The following is a 15,275-nucleotide window of genomic DNA, read 5'->3' on the forward strand; positions in this document are numbered from 1 at the left end:
CGCGAGCAGGCTCGCTCCCACAGTGGGTATGCGTTCCAAAATAGGGTTCAGGCGTAGGACAGCGATTTCTCTTCCAGCAATTCCTGATACAACTCCGTCCACTTGCGGCCCATGTCATCGGCGGTGAATAACTGCCGGTAACGCGCTTCGGCTTTCACCCCCATCGCGGCGGCTCGCACCGGGTCTTCCCACAGCGTGCGCATCGCCTCGCGAAACGCCTGTGGGTGACTTGGCGGTACAACAAGACCGGTTTCGTTGTGAATATTGATGTAACTGGTGCCGGTGCCGATCTCGCTGGAGATCATCGGTTTGCCGTACATAGCGCCTTCCAGCAAAGAAATGCCGAACGCTTCCGAGCGCAGGTGCGACGGGAACACAATCGCGTAGCTCAGTTGCAGCAGCGCGACTTTGTCCTCATCACCCAGGCGTCCGAGGAAATGAATATTGCGCAGGCCCAGCGCTTGCGCTTGAGCGTGCAGTTCCAGTTCCAGCGGCCCGGCGCCGACAATGACTACGGGATAATCCACATCTTTCAGGGCCTCCAGCAAAATGTGCAGGCCTTTGTAGTAACGCATCACGCCGACAAACAGAAAAAACTTATCCCCAACCTGCTGGCGCCAGCGATTCATTCGTTCGGGATCGGGCTGTGGATAACCGGCCTTGTTCAAACCGTAGGGAATCACTCGGGTCTTGTCCTGAAACTGCTGCAGCACATCGCTGGTGTGCAGGTAGTTCGGCGAAGCGGCAACAATGCGGTCGGCGCTGGCGAGGAAGCGGTTCATTAGCGGCCGGTAGAGTTTGAGCAGGTGCTTCTGGCGAATAATGTCCGAGTGGTAAGTCACCACAGTGGGTTTGTTCCTGGCGCTGGCGAAATGCACCAGGTCCATGAACGGCCACGGGAAGTGGTAGTTGACCACGTCGGCCTCGGCCGCCAGTTCGCGAAACCGTTTGAACACGCTCCAGGAAAAACCGGTGGAGGCGAATTGAATATCGAGTTTGGCGCGGTGCACTTCGTGCTGGCCCAATTTCAGCACGGCCGGTGTCGGGTCAGCACTGAGCGTCAGCACCTGGCCGTCGATACCGTGCTGGGCGCCGCTCTCGCACAGCTGGAAGATCACTTGCTCAATGCCGCCGACCGAGTCAGGCAGGTACGTCTTGAAAAAATGAAGAACTCGCATTCAACCTCCCATGGCCTGACGGTAGGCACCGGCGGTGGCCTGTGCACAACGCTCCCAGGAAAAAAGCCGTGACTGCTGCAACCCGGCTTCTTGGCATGCCTGCCAATGCGCTTGATCGTCGATCAGTCGGCTCAGCGCATCACGCAGGCCTTCTGCATCGTCAGCTTCAATATAGTTGCCCGCTGCACCGGCGACTTCCGGCATCGCCGAAGAACGCGTGAGCAGCACCGGTGTGCCGCTGGCCATGGCCTCCAGTACCGGCAGACCAAAACCCTCATACAACGATGGAAAAATCAGCGCCCGAGCGCCAGCCAACAGCTGCGCCACTTGTTCGTCGGGCAGATAACCGAGCAGGCACACATGCCCGCTGGCCAGTGCCTGACGCAAAGGTTCACTGAATTGCTCGCGCTCCCATCCGGCCATGCCGACGATCAGCAATGGAAAGCGCTGACGCAGCGCCTCCGGCAGCAGGGCATGGGCGCGCAGGGCCAGGCCAAGATTCTTGCGCGGCTCCAGCGTGCCCACGCAGAGAAAATACTCCCGCGCCTCGACCGCGTGCGCCTTGAGTACCGCGTCAATGGCGCTCGCCTCACGCGGATGAAAGCGCGCGGCGACCCCCAGTGGTGCCACCACAAAACGCTCGGCAGGCAGCCCGAAATACGCTTGAGCTTCGTCGGCAATCGCTTGCGAGTCGGTGAGAATCACCTGCGCCTGTTGCACCCCGACAGTCAATCGACGCTCGATTTCCTTGAGCCGTGCCGGTGGCTGGGTCTCGGGGAAGTGCAGGTGAGTCAGGTCGTGCAGGGTGATCACGGTCGGGCCGTCGAAGGCCAGCGGCCACAGGCTCGGTTCGTGATAGAGGTCGATGCCTTGCGCGCGGCCCTGATCGAAGCGTTTCTGCTCCAGCCAGCGACGCGCCTGATAGGCCCCGGGAATCTGCCGCAGCAGCGGCGTCAGGCGTGAGTAACCGGGCATGGCCGCTTCCGGCAGCGCCGAGCTCCAGCCCCAGCCGTGGAACAGCGTCACGTCAACATCGGGCTCGTTGCGCAAGGCGTTGACCAGTTCGGCAACGTAATGGCCGATGCCGGTACGCGGTGCCTGGAGAATGCGCGCGTTAAGAGCAATGCGCATGCTGGCTCTCAGGGGCAGGCAACGATGCATGCAAGTTGCGCTCAATACGCTCGACCAATTGGGCGCTCGCTTCGCGCCAGCTCAGCCAGCGCCATTGTTCGAGGCCCAGCGCTGCCGGAAACTCGCCGGAGCGCTCCATGCCGGTCACCAGATCGCTCAGACTCTGTGGATTCGCCAGGTCGAAATACGCCATGTAGTCGCCGCCGATCTCGCGGAACACCGGAATATCGCTGGCCATTGCCGGTAACTTGCGTTGCATGGCTTCCACCAGTGGCAAGCCGAAACCTTCGACATGGGACGGAAACACCAGCGCCGTGGCGTGGGAGTAGGCGTGTTCGAGACTTTTGTCAGAGAGCGAGTTGTACATGAACAAACGCCGGTTCAGCTCGGGATGCTGGCGGATTCGTTCGATCAGTGCGTCGCACTTCCAGCCAATCTTGCCGACGATGCATAACCGCGCTTTCGATCCTGTTGCCCAGGCGAGCTCAAACGCCTCGAGCAGGTACGCATGGTTTTTGCGCGGCTCGATGGTGCTGACCATGAGAAACACCGGGTCAGTCGTCTGGAACATGTCCAGCAGGCCACGGTCGACCTTGGCATCGGCCTCGCTCAAGTCCAGCTCGGAGCCGAGGTGGAAGTAATCGAACCAGCGCTGCCCGACCTGTTGCGTGCCGATCCGGCGCAGCATTTCCTCGCGCACCTGATCGCGGATAGTGGTCGAGATCGCGACATAGCCGTCGGCGGTGCGCGCGATCCAGTCGAACCAGTCGTTGAACACTTTGACCAGCCCGGCATCGCAAAACTGCGGGTGGGTCAGGGGGATCAGGTCGTAGATCACTGAAATGATGCCCACACCCTCACGCTTGAGTTGCTCGGCGAGGGGAAAAAAGTTGGCGTGCCAGGATGAGTCGAGCAGCACCAATTGATCGCCTGCCCGGTGGGCCAGCGGTACGCAGCGCTCGGGAATATGTTGGCCCTTGAGGACTCGATCAAGCAGACGCATGGGCAAGCTCAAACAAGCGAATGCCGTGAGCCGGCAGCCGACGTATAGCACCCGACGGGTGAAATGCGACCGGTTGAACGGCCAGCGCCGTTCCACGGCCCGGTGACGTAGCCAGAAGGCGTTGGCCCACTGTTCCAGTTTCACCCGCAGGCCCATCAGGTCGAGCTTCGTGGACTTCAGCGGCGCCAGACTTTTAACTTCGTACAAACGGCCATTGATCATCACCACCGGGATGCATTCGACGGTTTCATCGGCCGCCGGCAACTGCTGAATGACGTTGCGTACAACACGTTGAATGCCCGAGTTGGCGGAGGGATGTTCGAATACGTAGGTGCACTCCACCAACAATCGTGTCATCGCAAGATCTCCGTATCAGGCGCTTCTACAAGGATTTCACTGGAGCGGCTGATTTCGGTCCGGGCCTGCAACCAGGAGCAGCCGACAAAGTCTTCCTGGCGATTGTTGATCACGTGGAAGATCAAACCATAGTCGCGCCACTCGAAGTTGCGATCCAGGTGCGAGTCCAGACGTGACAGGCTCAACGCCACCGAGTAGTTACCCTTGCCCAGACGCATGTCGAAAGCGAAGCGAAAGGTCACGCGTTCGCCGGCACTCAGCTCGGTAATCGCTTTGTCGAGGCGATGGGTGTTGATGCCATAAATGGCCTGGCCCAGACGATCCTTGATCATGAAGCCGAGAATCAGCCGCTCGATGTCTTCACGAATTTCGGTCTGCACCTCCAGCACCACAGGCTGACCGACCTCCGCGACTTCAAGGCTGCGGCCCTGCGCATCGAGCAGGCGCACGCTGAGAATCCCAGCTTCACCGGTGCCGGAAATGGTCTGTACCTGGCCATTGGCGAGCATCTCCTGGCGTACCGTCTGGCCCTCGCGCTGAGCGAGCATGGCGTTGTAGTAGTCCATGACTTCTTCGGGCTTGCCACGCATGGCCAGACGGCCGTTCTCCAGGAGAATCGCGGTGTCGCAGATCGATTGAATGGCTGAGCGGTCATGGGACACGATCAGCAGGGTAGTGCCGGCTTTGCGGAAGCTGCGGATGCGCTCGAAACTTTTATGCTGGAAATACGCATCGCCCACTGACAGCGCTTCGTCGACGATCAGGATATCCGGACGCCGCGCAGTCGCGACGCTGAATGCCAGGCGCATCTGCATGCCGCTGGAATAGGTGCGCACCGGTTGATCGATGGCTTCGCCGATTTCGGCAAAACTTTCGATTTGCGGCATCAACGCTTCGATCTCTTCGACCTGCATGCCCAGCAGCTGACCGGCCATGACAGCGTTCTGCCGACCGGTAAAGTCCGGGTGAAAACCCATGCCCAATTCCAGCAACGCGGCCACGCGGCCTTGCAGATGGATCTGTCCACAGGTCGGTTGGGTGGTGCCGGTGATCATCTTCAGCAGGGTGCTTTTGCCTGCGCCGTTGACGCCGACGATGCCAACGGCTTCACCGGGGCTGATCTCGAAATCGACGTCTTGCAAGACCCAGTGCAGGTGGTGGCGGTTCGGGGAGAACGGCACCAGCCATTCCAGCAGGCGACTCCAGCGATTCGGGTACTGTTTATAGGCTTTGGCCAGGCCAGTGACGCGTATGTGTCCCATCAGAGTTCGTCCACCATTTCACCGACACGCTGACGGAACAGACGCAGCGCCATGGCGCAGAGCAGCACGCCGATGATCAGCAGCGGTGTCAGTGACGACCACTGCGGCCATTGGTTGTAGAGGAACACGTTCTGGTAGCTGGTCATCAGCGCCGTCATCGGGTTCAGGCTGATGACGTGCTGGATGCCTGACGGCAGGATCGACAGCGGGTAAACGATGGGCGTCAGCCAGAACCAGAACTGCAGGCAGATACCGAACATCTGCCCGACATCGCGAAAGAACACATTGAGAATGCCGAGCAACATGCCCAGCCCGGCGGCAAAGATCACCTGCAGGATCAGCAGCGGGATCAGTGCCAGCAGGGCCATGCCGGGCAGGCGCCCGCTGATCAGCAGAAAGCCGAAAAACAGCGCCAGAATGATCGCAAAGTTGATCCCGGCGTTGAGCAGGGTTATCACTGGCAGGCAAATGCGCGGGAAGCTGATTTTCTTCAGCAGATTGGCGTTTTCCAGAAACATGCTCTGGCTGCGCGAGGTGATTTCGGCGAACAGACCCCAGGTCAGCAGGCCGGCGCAGAGATAGACACTGTAGGCCAGGCCATCGTCCACGCCCGGCAGCCGCGCGCGCATGATCTGGGAAAAGATCACCGTGTACACAACGATCATCGACAGCGGGTTGAGTACCGTCCACAGCGCGCCGAACAACGAGTTGCGATAACGTGATTGAAACTCCCGCTTGACGCTACCGAGGATGAATCCGCGATAACTGCGCATTGAGCGGTACAGGGAAAGCAGCATTCAAACCGTCCTGCCGTATTGGTCTTCGAAGCGAACGATGTCGTCCTCTCCCAGGTATTCGCCGCTTTGTACTTCGATGATCACCAGATCGATCACGCCGGGGTTTTCCAGGCGATGGCGGTGGCCGGCAGCGATGAACGTCGATTCGTTTTTCGCCACCAGATGGGTGCCGGTACCGTTGTTGGTGACCTTGGCCATGCCTTCGACCACCACCCAGTGTTCGTTGCGGTGATGGTGCATTTGCAGAGAGAGCTTGCCGCCGGGTTTGACCACGATGCGCTTGATCTTGAAGCGCGGGCCTTCCTCAAGCACGGTGTAGGTGCCCCATGGCCGACTCACCGTACGGTGCAGGCGGTAGGCTTCGTGGGATTTGTCCTTGAGCTGCTTGGCCACCCGTCGCACGTCCTGCGCGCGATCAGCGTGAGCGACCAGTACGGCGTCGGCGGTGTCGATGACGATCAGGTTGTCGACGCCGACGGCAGCTACCAGCCGACCTTCGCTTTGGACGAAGTTATTGTGGCTGTCGATGAAAATCGCTTCGCCGCTGGCACGATTGTTATCGGCATCGGCCGGTATCAAGGCCGCGACAGCGCCCCAGGAACCGATATCGCTCCAGTCGAAACCTGCGGGTACCACGACGACTTTTTCCGAGCGCTCCATCAACGCGTAGTCGATGGAGATGTCGGTGATCTCGGCGAACAGCGCTGGCGACAGTTCCTGTTGCAGGCAGCCGACAGTTTCCAGCGGGGTGCTTGCCGCCATGCAGGCGCGGGTCTGTTCCAGCAACTGCGGCGCATGCAGTTGCAACTCGGCCAGCACACTTGCGGTGGTGAAGCAGAACATCCCTGAGTTCCACAGGAAGTTGCCGCTTTCCAGATAATGCGTGGCGGTTTGCAGGTCGGGTTTCTCGACGAAACGCTGCACTTTCGCTGCGCCTCTGGCGTCCAGCGGGGCGCCGGTCTCGATGTAGCCGAAGCCGGTTTCCGGGGCGGTCGGCGTCACACCGAAGGTCACCAGATAACCGTCTTTGGCCAGATTGACCGCGTGCTCGACGGCGGTTTTCAGCGCGTCCTGGTTGACGATCAAATGGTCGGCGGGCATCACCACCATGATCGCGTCATCACCATGCAATGCTTGCAACGACAACGCCGCCGCAGCGATGGCCGGAGCAGTGTTGCGGCCGGTCGGCTCGAGCAGGAAGTGCCCGCGATGGCGCGACACGTGCGCGGCGCAATAGTGATCCTTGCTCTGGAAGTAGTACTCGCGGTTGGTCACCGTGACGATATCGCCCCAGCCGTCCAGCAACGCGGCAGCACGCTGATAGGTCTTGCCCAGCAGCGACTGGCCGTCGGGCAGGGTCATGAACGGCTTGGGATGGCCCTCGCGGGACACCGGCCATAAACGGGTGCCGGCACCGCCGGACAGAATCACGGGGATCAGCATGGCCTACTCCTTGGCGACGCGTTTCATGTCCGCATCCATCATCATGCGGATCAAGGTATCCAGGTCAGTTTTCGGCTTCCAGCCCAGCACGCGCTGAGCCTTGGCCGGATTGCCGAGCAGCACTTCGACTTCGGCCGGGCGGAAGAATGCCGGGTCGATTTTCACGTAGTCACGGTAGTTGAGGCCGACGTGATCGAAGGCGATGCGGCACATTTCCCGCACCGTGGTGGTGACGCCGGTGGCGACCACAAAATCGTCAGGCTTTTCCTGTTGCAGCATCAGCCACATGGCTTCGACGTAGTCGCCGGCAAAACCCCAGTCGCGTTTCGCATCGATGTTGCCCAAGGCCAGCTCCTGCTGTTTGCCTTGCTTGATGCGTGCAGCGGCATCGGTGACCTTGCGCGTCACGAACTCGATGCCACGCAGCGGCGATTCGTGGTTGAAGAGAATGCCGCTGCTGGCGTGCAGGTTGAAGCTTTCGCGGTAGTTGACAGTGATCCAGTGACCGTAGAGCTTGGCCACGCCGTAAGGGCTGCGCGGGTAGAACGGGGTGTTTTCATCCTGCTGCTCAGCCTGGATCAGGCCGAACATTTCGCTGGTCGAGGCCTGATAAAAGCGTGTGTGCGGACTGAACTGACGGATCGCTTCGAGCAAGTGAGTAACGCCCAGGCCATCGACGATACCGGTGGTCACCGGTTGATCCCACGAGGCGGCGACGAAGCTTTGCGCGGCGAGGTTATAGACCTCGTCCGGCGCCGACTTGATGACTGCACGCTGTACCGAGCAGGCGTCGGCCATGTCACCGTCCAGATAGACGATGTCGGCTTCGACGCCCATCTCGCGCAGGCGCCAGCGCGAATCGCTGCTGCGCCGTGCGACGAGGCCGTGAACCTTGTAGCCCTTGTCGAGCAACAGCTTGGCCAGATACGCGCCGTCCTGGCCGGTGATCCCTGTGATCAGTGCACTTTTTGTCATTCTTGTCGTACTCGCGTCTCCCAGTCGGACAGGATCGCCCGCAGGGATTGTTGTGTGGTGATTTCAGGCGTCCATCCTGTGGTCTGGGTCAGCCTGCTATGGCTGCCACAAACGCGACGCTGATCGGCGCGCCGCATGCGCGCGGGGTCTTGCACCAGTTGCATCTCGACTTCAGCCAGATCGCCGAGCTGCTCGATCAGGCTGCGGATGCTTTGCTCGCGGCCCGAGCAGATGTTGTAGACCTGTCCGGGTGTGCCTTTTTCCAGCAGCGCGAAATAGGCCGAAATCACATCGCCGACATCGAGGAAATCTCGCGTCACGTCGATGTCGCCAACCTCCAGTTGCGGTGCTTGAAGGCCCTGTTTGATGCGACTTATCTGGCGGGCGGCACTGGCGATGACAAAACTGTCTTTCTGGCCGCTGCCGATGTGGTTGAACGGACGCGCCACCAACACCGGCCAGCCTTCACTCAGGCCCCATTGCAGGCTGAGAAACTCCGCCGAGAGTTTGCTCACCGCGTAAGGATTGCGCGGGCAGGGCGGCTGTTGTTCGCTGATCGGCAGATCGCTTTCGCCGACTTGCCCGTAGACATCGCCGGAGCTGACGTAGAGGAAGGTGCCGGCAAAGCCACGTGTCTTGAGTGCTTGCAGCAGATTGAGGGTGCCGAAAAGATTGATGTCGAAGGTGCGCGCCGGATCACGGAAGGCTTCCGGGACGAAGGTCTGCCCGGCCAAGTGAATCACCGCGTCGGGCATTTGCGGCCACAGATCGTTGAGGCTGTCAGCCTTCGCGAGGTCGTAGGGCGATGCGGCAGACAGCAGCTCCCACGACGAATCAGGCAATGCCAGACGCGACTGAATATGTTGTCCCACGAATCCACTGAGACCCGTGACGAACAGACGCTTTTTCAAACAGCGACCCCTTGGTCTTGAACTTGCGCCACTTTCTCACAGGCTTTAAGGAGAGGTCTGTCAGACCGAAGGAAAAACCGGTTGAAAGACGGGCGAAGTCAGTTGTTGTAGTTGTTTGTTACCAATCTGTGCCAATTGCGCAGCAATTTCAACAGGCCAAACCGTGACCGGTCAGTTCTCGTCAGCGTAGTCCGATTTATTCTCGTCGGGCGGTTCCCGGATCCTTGAAGGATGTGTTTAGAATGGCCCTCGTCGCCATTCCCCCAGGTCCGCCGCGGGTGTAGCGCAACAGGGTGAAACCAACCACTAAAACAAGAACGAAGACGTGCCTGAGGATGATGGACAAGCAGCGGCGATGCCGACTTGATCCAACGCCCGGTCGTCATAGCATGAGGTTGCCGGGACGGCTGCTTCATCGTGGGATGCCATGAATTTCATTCTTTACTCGGACGTCAACGAGCACTCCATCAGCCAGAGCCTCGGGCGTGCCGAATACAGCTATTACTTTGTGCTCAAGGCGTATCGCCCGGTGCTGGAAAGCCTCGGCCGAGTGCATGTTGTGGCGTCGGTCGCTGAAGTTGACCCGCTGTATCTGCAGTTGCTTCAGGACGGTCAGGAATGTCTGTTCCTTTCGTTTGCGCCGCCACATAAAACCCCGATCGGCCTGCAATGCCCGATGGTGTGTGTGATTGCCTGGGAATATGACTCGATCCCCTCCGAATGCGCTGACAACGATGTGCGCCAGGACTGGCGCCAGACACTGGCGCGCCATGGCCGGGTGATTACGTTGTCGACCCACACGGCGCAGGCGATACGTCGCAGCCTGGGTGAAGATTTCCCCGTACTGGTATTGCCCACACCGCTGTGGGAACGCTTTGCTCAGGTACGGCGAGACTACCCGAGTGTCCCGGTAAACCCCGGCACCACGTTGCAGATCAAGGGCTGCATCATCGACAGCCGCGTGCTGGGACTGTCGGCTGATGGCTTGATCGCACCGATACTCAATGAACAGGAAGCGCTGACGCCGAGCCCTGTCGAGGAAGTACCGGAGCCGACGCCAGAACCGCCACCGCCACTGACCTTGCGTCGGCGTGCGTTCATCACCAAGCATTATTTGTACGAAGGCTACAAAGCCGTCGCAACGCCTTCGCAGCATCGAACGCTGTTTTTGCTCAAGCACAACCTGCGGCTGTGGTATCGCGAAGCCGTCAGTGATTTGCTGCCGGCTGCCAGTCGCGAGAACCGCCCCGAGTTGTCCGAGCCAGTGCCATCGGCTGCAGCCGAGAGTGAAGTGCCGGAGTTGATTGAGCATCCTCAAGCGTTGTTGCCGGACACCCGTGAAAACGCCCGGATCGACGTCAGTGGCGTGGTATACGTCAGCGTGTTCAACCCCGAGGACGGGCGCAAGAACTGGCACCACCTGATCACCGCGTTCTGTTGGGCCATGCGTGATGTCGAAGACGCGACACTGGTGCTGAAAATCACCCAGAACGACCTGTCGAGCTACTACGTTCATCTCATCACTTTGCTCTCGCAGCTATCGCCCTTTGCCTGTCGTGTCGTGGTCCTGCATGGCTACCTGGAAGACGAGGAGTTTGCCCGGCTGTATGGCGCCGCCAGTTTCTACGTCAACGCGTCACGCTGCGAAGGTTTGTGCCTGCCGCTGATGGAGTTCATGTCGTGCGCTCGGCCGGTGATCGCGCCGGATCACACGGCAATGCGCGATTACATCGACGAACGTGTCGGCTTTATCGTCAAGTCCAGTCGCGAGCCGACCATCTGGCCGGAAGATGTGCGGATCCTCTACCGCACCCTGCGCCATCGCCCTGACTGGGGCTCGTTGAAAGCCGCCTATGAGGACAGCTACGCCATGGCCAAAAACCACCCGCAGGCTTACCAGGCGATGGCCATTGCCGCCAATGAACGCATGCGTGAGTACTGTGGATTCGCGCCGCTGCAGCAGCGAGTGGCGGCGTTTTTCGGCCTGGAGGCCAATCGCGCGATCACCTCGCTGGCGGTCGAGACCGGAGCGGCCTCATGCTGATCATCATTCATTCGGAAACCAACAAGAGCAACATCCAGCAGAACCTCGGACGCCCCGAGTACAGCTATTACTTCGTGCTCAAGGAATTCCGCCCGGTGCTGGAGCGACTCGGTCAGGTCATCGAAGTCAGCCACCCTGACGAGCTGGTTGATCGCTTGTATTTCGACTGCTTGAGCCGGGGCGAGGATTGCGTCTTCCTGTCGTTCTCGCCGCCGCATCGCACGCCCATCCATTACGCATGCCCGACCATTCCGGTGTTCGCCTGGGAATTCAGCACCATCCCGACCGAAAGCTGGCAGGGCGAATCCCGCCACGATTGGCGTGTGGTGTTGCAGGCGTGTGGCCGGGCGATTACGCATTCGACATTCACGGTGAACGCGGTGCGCGACGTGATGGGGGCGGACTATCCGATCTGCGCGATCCCGGCTCCGGTGTGGGATCGCTTTGCCGCTCGCGGCGAGCAATTGGCCAAGCGTCCGGTAGTTGACCTTGTGACGCTGAACCTGCGTGGATTGCTGATCGACAGTCGTCGCACGGACTTGCGGCCGTATGGCCCACCACGATTGCGCGAAGGCACGCCGATTTCCTTCGCAGGACCGCCGCAGGATTGCCAATTGCAACTGGAGGGCGTGGTCTACACCTCGGTGTTCAATCCTTACGACGGCCGCAAGAATTGGCAGGATATGGTCAGCGCGTTCTGCACCACGTTTCGCGACATCAGCGATGTGACCTTGGTGCTCAAGCTGACCCACCATGACATCGCCGATGCGCTGAGCGACATGCTGCATCACTTGTACAAGAACCAGTCGTTCCAGTGCCGGATCGTGCTGATCCATGGCTATCTGGCGGATGCCGATTACGAAGCCCTGGTGCAGGCCACCAGCTACGTGGTCAACAGTTCTTACGGTGAAGGACAGTGCCTGCCGCTGATGGAGTTCATGTCTTGCGGCAAACCGGCGATTGCGCCGTTGAACACCGCAATGGCCGATTATGTGAGCAGCGACAATGCATTTATCGTCGACTTCACCGAAGAGCTCACCGCCTGGCCTCATGACCCGCGTGCGGCCTATCGCACGATGCGTTACATCACCGACTGGGACTCGCTGTGTCTGGCGTATCGCGCCAGCTATGACGTGGCAAAAACCGATGAGCAGCGTTACGCCGCGATGTCCGCCGAGGCGATTCGCAGTCTGCAGCGATTCTGCAGCCAGGCCAGCACCGAGCAGAGATTGCGCGATTTTTTTGCGCAGCCACTGCAAGCCCGCGGAACGTTGCCTGCGCAAGTCACGCTCGCATGATCCGTCGTCTGCTCGCACGATGGCGTCCGGCGCGTGCCGCGCAACCGCTGTCGGCACCGTTGGCCAAGGTGTCGCCTCGCGACGTCGGTTTACATGACGCCGTGCTCGACGGTTGGTTCTTGAATGACAGCGGCGAGTTGCTCAAGGGCTTTGCGATCACCGCTGACGATACGTTGCTGGATGTCGGTTGCGGCGAAGGCGTGGCGACACTGTTTGCTGTGCGTCAGGGCGCTTCGGTGATTTTTACCGACAGCGAACACGCCAAGGTGCGCGAGCTCGCACGGCAGGTCGAAGCGCAAAGCGGCAAAGCCAGTCTGGGGCTGGTCAGCAATAGCCTGCCGCTGCCACTGGCTGACGGCTGCGCCAGTAAAGTGGTGTGCATGGAAGTGCTGGAGCACATTGACCAGCCGCAACCGTTCATGGCCGAACTGGTGCGCATGGGGCGCCCGGGTGCGCAGTATCTGTTCAGCGTGCCGGCACCGACGGGCGAACACCTGCAAAAAGGCATCGCCCCGGACAGTTACTATCAGTCTCCCAATCATGTGCAGATTTTCACCCCGGAGCGCTTCGCTGCGCTGGTAGAAGATGCCGGTCTGGTGATCGAACATCGTCAGGCCAGCGGATTCTTCTGGGTGATGGGCATGATCTTTTTCTGGGCCGGCGAACGGGCTGCCGGGCGTGACCCGGGCGGTGCGGTACGTGACCGGATTCAGGAGCCCTTCATGCCATTGATGGAGAGCTGGGCCAAGACCTGGCAGGACCTGCTCGCTCAGCCGGGCGGGCTGGCGATCAAGCAGACGCTTGACCGCTTCATGCCCAAGAGCCAAGTGATCATCGCCCGCAAGCCAGCGGTTGTGGGGGAGGTACCATGAGCGGCAAACGGATCATGGACATTGAAGTGCTGCGCGCAGTTGCCGTATTGGGCGTGCTGTTCCATCACCTGCAGGGGAGCCTGTTCACCGATGTCGTGCCGTCGCTGGAAAAGATCCATGCCTGGGCGCAGCCGTGGTGGGGCGTCGATCTGTTTTTCGCCATCTCCGGGTTTGTCATTGCCCGAAGCCTGATCCCGGCGCTGCAAGGCTGTACAACCCGCCAGGAATACTGGCAGCAGACGCGCAATTTCTGGCTTCGCCGGGTTTTCCGGTTATTGCCGTCGGCCTGGCTATGGCTGGCGCTGATGTTGCTGGCGTGCGTGTTTCTCAATCGTTCGGGGGCGTTCGGTACGTTGTCGGCCAACCTGCAAGCGACGCTGGCCGGGGTGTTGCAGTACGCCAACTTCCGTTTTGCCGACAGCTTCTTTCGCTACGAGTACGGCAGCAGTTTCGTCTACTGGAGCCTGGCACTGGAGGAGCAGTTCTATCTGCTGTTCCCGCTGCTGATTCTGCTCTTTCGCAAATATCTGGTCTGGGCATTGCTGGCGCTGGTCGCGGTGCAGATTTTCACCCTGCGTACGCCGTTGCTGATGGTGGTGCGTACGGATGCGCTGGCCCTCGGTGTGTTGCTGGCGATGTGGAGTGCGCAGCCGAGTTATCAGCGTTGGCGGCCGAATTTTCTCGATCGGCCATGGGTCGGGATTTCGGCGTTGATGCTGATCGGCGCGCTGTTGAGTTTCATGGCCACCGATCGCTTCACGTTTGCCTGGTACCGCATCGGTTCAATCGCTGTACTGAGCGCAATACTGGTGTGGATCGCATCGTATAACTGCAATTACCTGATGCCCGCTGGCGCGATGTAGCGGTTGCTGGGGTGGGTCGGCAGCCGATCCTACGGCATCTACCTGATTCACATACCCGCTTATCAATTGGTGCGTGAGCTGATCTTTCGCCTGCAGAGCGCCGGTCTGTCCAGCCCTGCCGGCCACCCGGTGCTGACGCTGCTGATCGCTTTCGGCCTGATCGTGTTGCTCAGCGAACTCAATTACCGCTTGGTCGAAATGCCCATGCGCGACCGTGGTGCCGCCCTCGTGCGACGCCTCGGTACGTCCCGATCCACCGTCCCATCCTCCGGAGCCACCTCATGCTGAGCCTACTGAAGAAACTCACGGCGGCGACGCCAGCACCGGCGCCCACGCAGGCAGTGGAACCGGTCGCCAGCAAGGTCGATCCGTACATGCTCGGCCTGTACGATGCCAAGCTCAGCGGCTGGTTCAACCAGGAAACCAACGAGCTGTTCAAAGGCTTTGTGGTGTCTGCCGATGACACCCTGCTTGATGTTGGCTGCGGTGATGGCGGCAACGTGCATTTTTGCGGCATGCGCGGGGCGAAGATCATCATCGCCGACATCGACGGCGCCAAGGTCGAAGCGACTCGTCAGCGCCTGAGCGGTACGCCGGCACGGGACATCGAATGCCACGTCACCGATTGCAATCCGTTGCCGATCGCCGACGGCACCGCAACGCGCGTGGTCTCCACCGAAGTCATCGAGCACGTCGATGATCCGGCGCAGTTCCTCGCCGAACTGGTGCGTGTCGGTAAACCGGGTGCCTTGTACTTGCTGAGCGTGCCGCACCCAAGCTCCGAAGACTTGCAGAAAGACATCGCCGCGGCCGAGTATTTCCAGAAGCCCAATCACATTCGCATCATCAGCGAAGAGCAGTTCAAGGCGCTGGTCAGTGAGGCCGGGCTGGAGATAATCAGCCACAGTCAGTACGGTTTTTACTGGTCGATGTGGATGCTGCTGTTCTGGGAAGCCAAGGTCGATTTCAGCAACCCGGATCATCCGCTGCTCAATCACTGGGCCGACACCTGGCAAGCCGTGCTGGACTCGCCGCGTGGTGCGCAGATCAAACAGGCGCTGGACGCGGTGGTTGCGAAGAGCCAAGTCATCATCGCCCGCAAACCCTGAACCTTTCCCCCTGTGGGAGCGAGCCTGCTCGC

12 protein-coding genes and 1 pseudogene are annotated in these 15,275 nt (G+C 60.2%); 5 read left to right on the forward strand and 8 right to left on the reverse strand.

Annotated elements, in window-relative coordinates:
* Positions 1-47: 47 nt before the first annotated feature.
* The 8 genes from ACOYXJ_RS09515 to ACOYXJ_RS09550 are packed head-to-tail and all read right to left on the reverse strand — an operon-like array spanning position 48 to position 9,057.
* Entirely contained in the window at positions 48-1,178 is a 1,131-nt protein-coding gene (locus tag ACOYXJ_RS09515; RefSeq protein WP_150793899.1) for a glycosyltransferase family 4 protein, read from the reverse strand.
* Positions 1,179-2,309, reverse strand: a complete 1,131-nt coding sequence (locus ACOYXJ_RS09520; RefSeq protein WP_460369136.1) for a glycosyltransferase family 4 protein — start codon at positions 2,307-2,309, stop codon at positions 1,179-1,181.
* Positions 2,293-3,669 (reverse strand): glycosyltransferase family 4 protein, encoded by a 1,377-nt coding sequence (locus tag ACOYXJ_RS09525; protein ID WP_460369139.1) that lies wholly within the window; start codon positions 3,667-3,669, stop codon positions 2,293-2,295. The genes ACOYXJ_RS09520 and ACOYXJ_RS09525 overlap by 17 nt, the downstream gene beginning before the upstream one ends.
* A complete protein-coding gene (locus ACOYXJ_RS09530) occupies positions 3,666-4,931 on the reverse strand; it encodes an ABC transporter ATP-binding protein (RefSeq protein WP_102902515.1) in 1,266 nt (421 codons plus the stop codon). Before ACOYXJ_RS09530 ends, ACOYXJ_RS09525 begins: the two co-directional genes overlap by 4 nt.
* Entirely contained in the window at positions 4,931-5,728 is a 798-nt protein-coding gene (locus ACOYXJ_RS09535) for an ABC transporter permease (RefSeq protein WP_102902514.1), read from the reverse strand. The genes ACOYXJ_RS09530 and ACOYXJ_RS09535 overlap by 1 nt, the downstream gene beginning before the upstream one ends.
* On the reverse strand, positions 5,729-7,171 hold the full coding sequence (locus ACOYXJ_RS09540) for a mannose-1-phosphate guanylyltransferase/mannose-6-phosphate isomerase (protein ID WP_460369142.1): 1,443 nt from the start codon (positions 7,169-7,171) through the stop codon (positions 5,729-5,731).
* A gap of 3 nt (positions 7,172-7,174) precedes the next feature.
* Entirely contained in the window at positions 7,175-8,146 is a 972-nt protein-coding gene (gene gmd, locus ACOYXJ_RS09545) for a GDP-mannose 4,6-dehydratase (RefSeq protein WP_460369144.1), read from the reverse strand.
* Positions 8,143-9,057, reverse strand: coding sequence for a GDP-mannose 4,6-dehydratase (locus tag ACOYXJ_RS09550; protein ID WP_460369147.1), 915 nt, complete (start codon positions 9,055-9,057; stop codon positions 8,143-8,145). Before ACOYXJ_RS09550 ends, gmd begins: the two co-directional genes overlap by 4 nt.
* Before the next feature lie 427 nt (positions 9,058-9,484).
* On the opposite strand from ACOYXJ_RS09550, the gene ACOYXJ_RS09555 reads away from it, so the two are divergent.
* From ACOYXJ_RS09555 to ACOYXJ_RS09575, 5 genes and pseudogenes are all read left to right on the forward strand, one after another.
* Positions 9,485-11,101 carry a glycosyltransferase gene (locus ACOYXJ_RS09555; RefSeq protein WP_460369150.1) on the forward strand — a complete coding sequence of 539 codons (1,617 nt, stop codon included), beginning with the start codon at positions 9,485-9,487 and terminating at the stop codon, positions 11,099-11,101.
* Positions 11,095-12,399 (forward strand): glycosyltransferase, encoded by a 1,305-nt coding sequence (locus tag ACOYXJ_RS09560; protein ID WP_460369153.1) that lies wholly within the window; start codon positions 11,095-11,097, stop codon positions 12,397-12,399. Before ACOYXJ_RS09555 ends, ACOYXJ_RS09560 begins: the two co-directional genes overlap by 7 nt.
* Positions 12,396-13,271: a class I SAM-dependent methyltransferase gene (locus tag ACOYXJ_RS09565; RefSeq protein ID WP_102902510.1), complete on the forward strand. Its 876-nt coding sequence runs from the start codon at positions 12,396-12,398 to the stop codon at positions 13,269-13,271. Before ACOYXJ_RS09560 ends, ACOYXJ_RS09565 begins: the two co-directional genes overlap by 4 nt.
* Positions 13,268-14,422, forward strand: a pseudogene (locus tag ACOYXJ_RS09570) (acyltransferase family protein). The gene ACOYXJ_RS09565 and the pseudogene ACOYXJ_RS09570 overlap by 4 nt, the downstream one beginning before the upstream one ends.
* Positions 14,416-15,243, forward strand: coding sequence for a class I SAM-dependent methyltransferase (locus ACOYXJ_RS09575; RefSeq protein WP_460369158.1), 828 nt, complete (start codon positions 14,416-14,418; stop codon positions 15,241-15,243). Before ACOYXJ_RS09570 ends, ACOYXJ_RS09575 begins: the two are co-directional and overlap by 7 nt.
* Positions 15,244-15,275 lie beyond the last annotated feature (32 nt).

Source organism: Pseudomonas sp. Tul2A7 (genome assembly GCF_054790505.1).

Excerpts from the sequence above, each read along its gene's own strand:
- ACOYXJ_RS09575 (WP_460369158.1), top strand. The coding sequence starts at position 14,416 with ATGCTGAGCCTACTGAAGAAACTCACGGCGGCGACGCCAGCACCGGCG.
- ACOYXJ_RS09525 (WP_460369139.1), bottom strand. The coding sequence starts at position 3,669 with ATGACACGATTGTTGGTGGAGTGCACCTACGTATTCGAACATCCCTCC.
- gmd (WP_460369144.1), bottom strand. The coding sequence starts at position 8,146 with ATGACAAAAAGTGCACTGATCACAGGGATCACCGGCCAGGACGGCGCG.
- ACOYXJ_RS09515 (WP_150793899.1), bottom strand. The coding sequence starts at position 1,178 with ATGCGAGTTCTTCATTTTTTCAAGACGTACCTGCCTGACTCGGTCGGC.
- ACOYXJ_RS09540 (WP_460369142.1), bottom strand. The coding sequence starts at position 7,171 with ATGCTGATCCCCGTGATTCTGTCCGGCGGTGCCGGCACCCGTTTATGG.
- ACOYXJ_RS09565 (WP_102902510.1), top strand. The coding sequence starts at position 12,396 with ATGATCCGTCGTCTGCTCGCACGATGGCGTCCGGCGCGTGCCGCGCAA.
- ACOYXJ_RS09530 (WP_102902515.1), bottom strand. The coding sequence starts at position 4,931 with ATGGGACACATACGCGTCACTGGCCTGGCCAAAGCCTATAAACAGTAC.
- ACOYXJ_RS09560 (WP_460369153.1), top strand. The coding sequence starts at position 11,095 with ATGCTGATCATCATTCATTCGGAAACCAACAAGAGCAACATCCAGCAG.
- ACOYXJ_RS09520 (WP_460369136.1), bottom strand. The coding sequence starts at position 2,309 with ATGCGCATTGCTCTTAACGCGCGCATTCTCCAGGCACCGCGTACCGGC.
- ACOYXJ_RS09555 (WP_460369150.1), top strand. The coding sequence starts at position 9,485 with ATGAATTTCATTCTTTACTCGGACGTCAACGAGCACTCCATCAGCCAG.
- ACOYXJ_RS09535 (WP_102902514.1), bottom strand. The coding sequence starts at position 5,728 with ATGCTGCTTTCCCTGTACCGCTCAATGCGCAGTTATCGCGGATTCATC.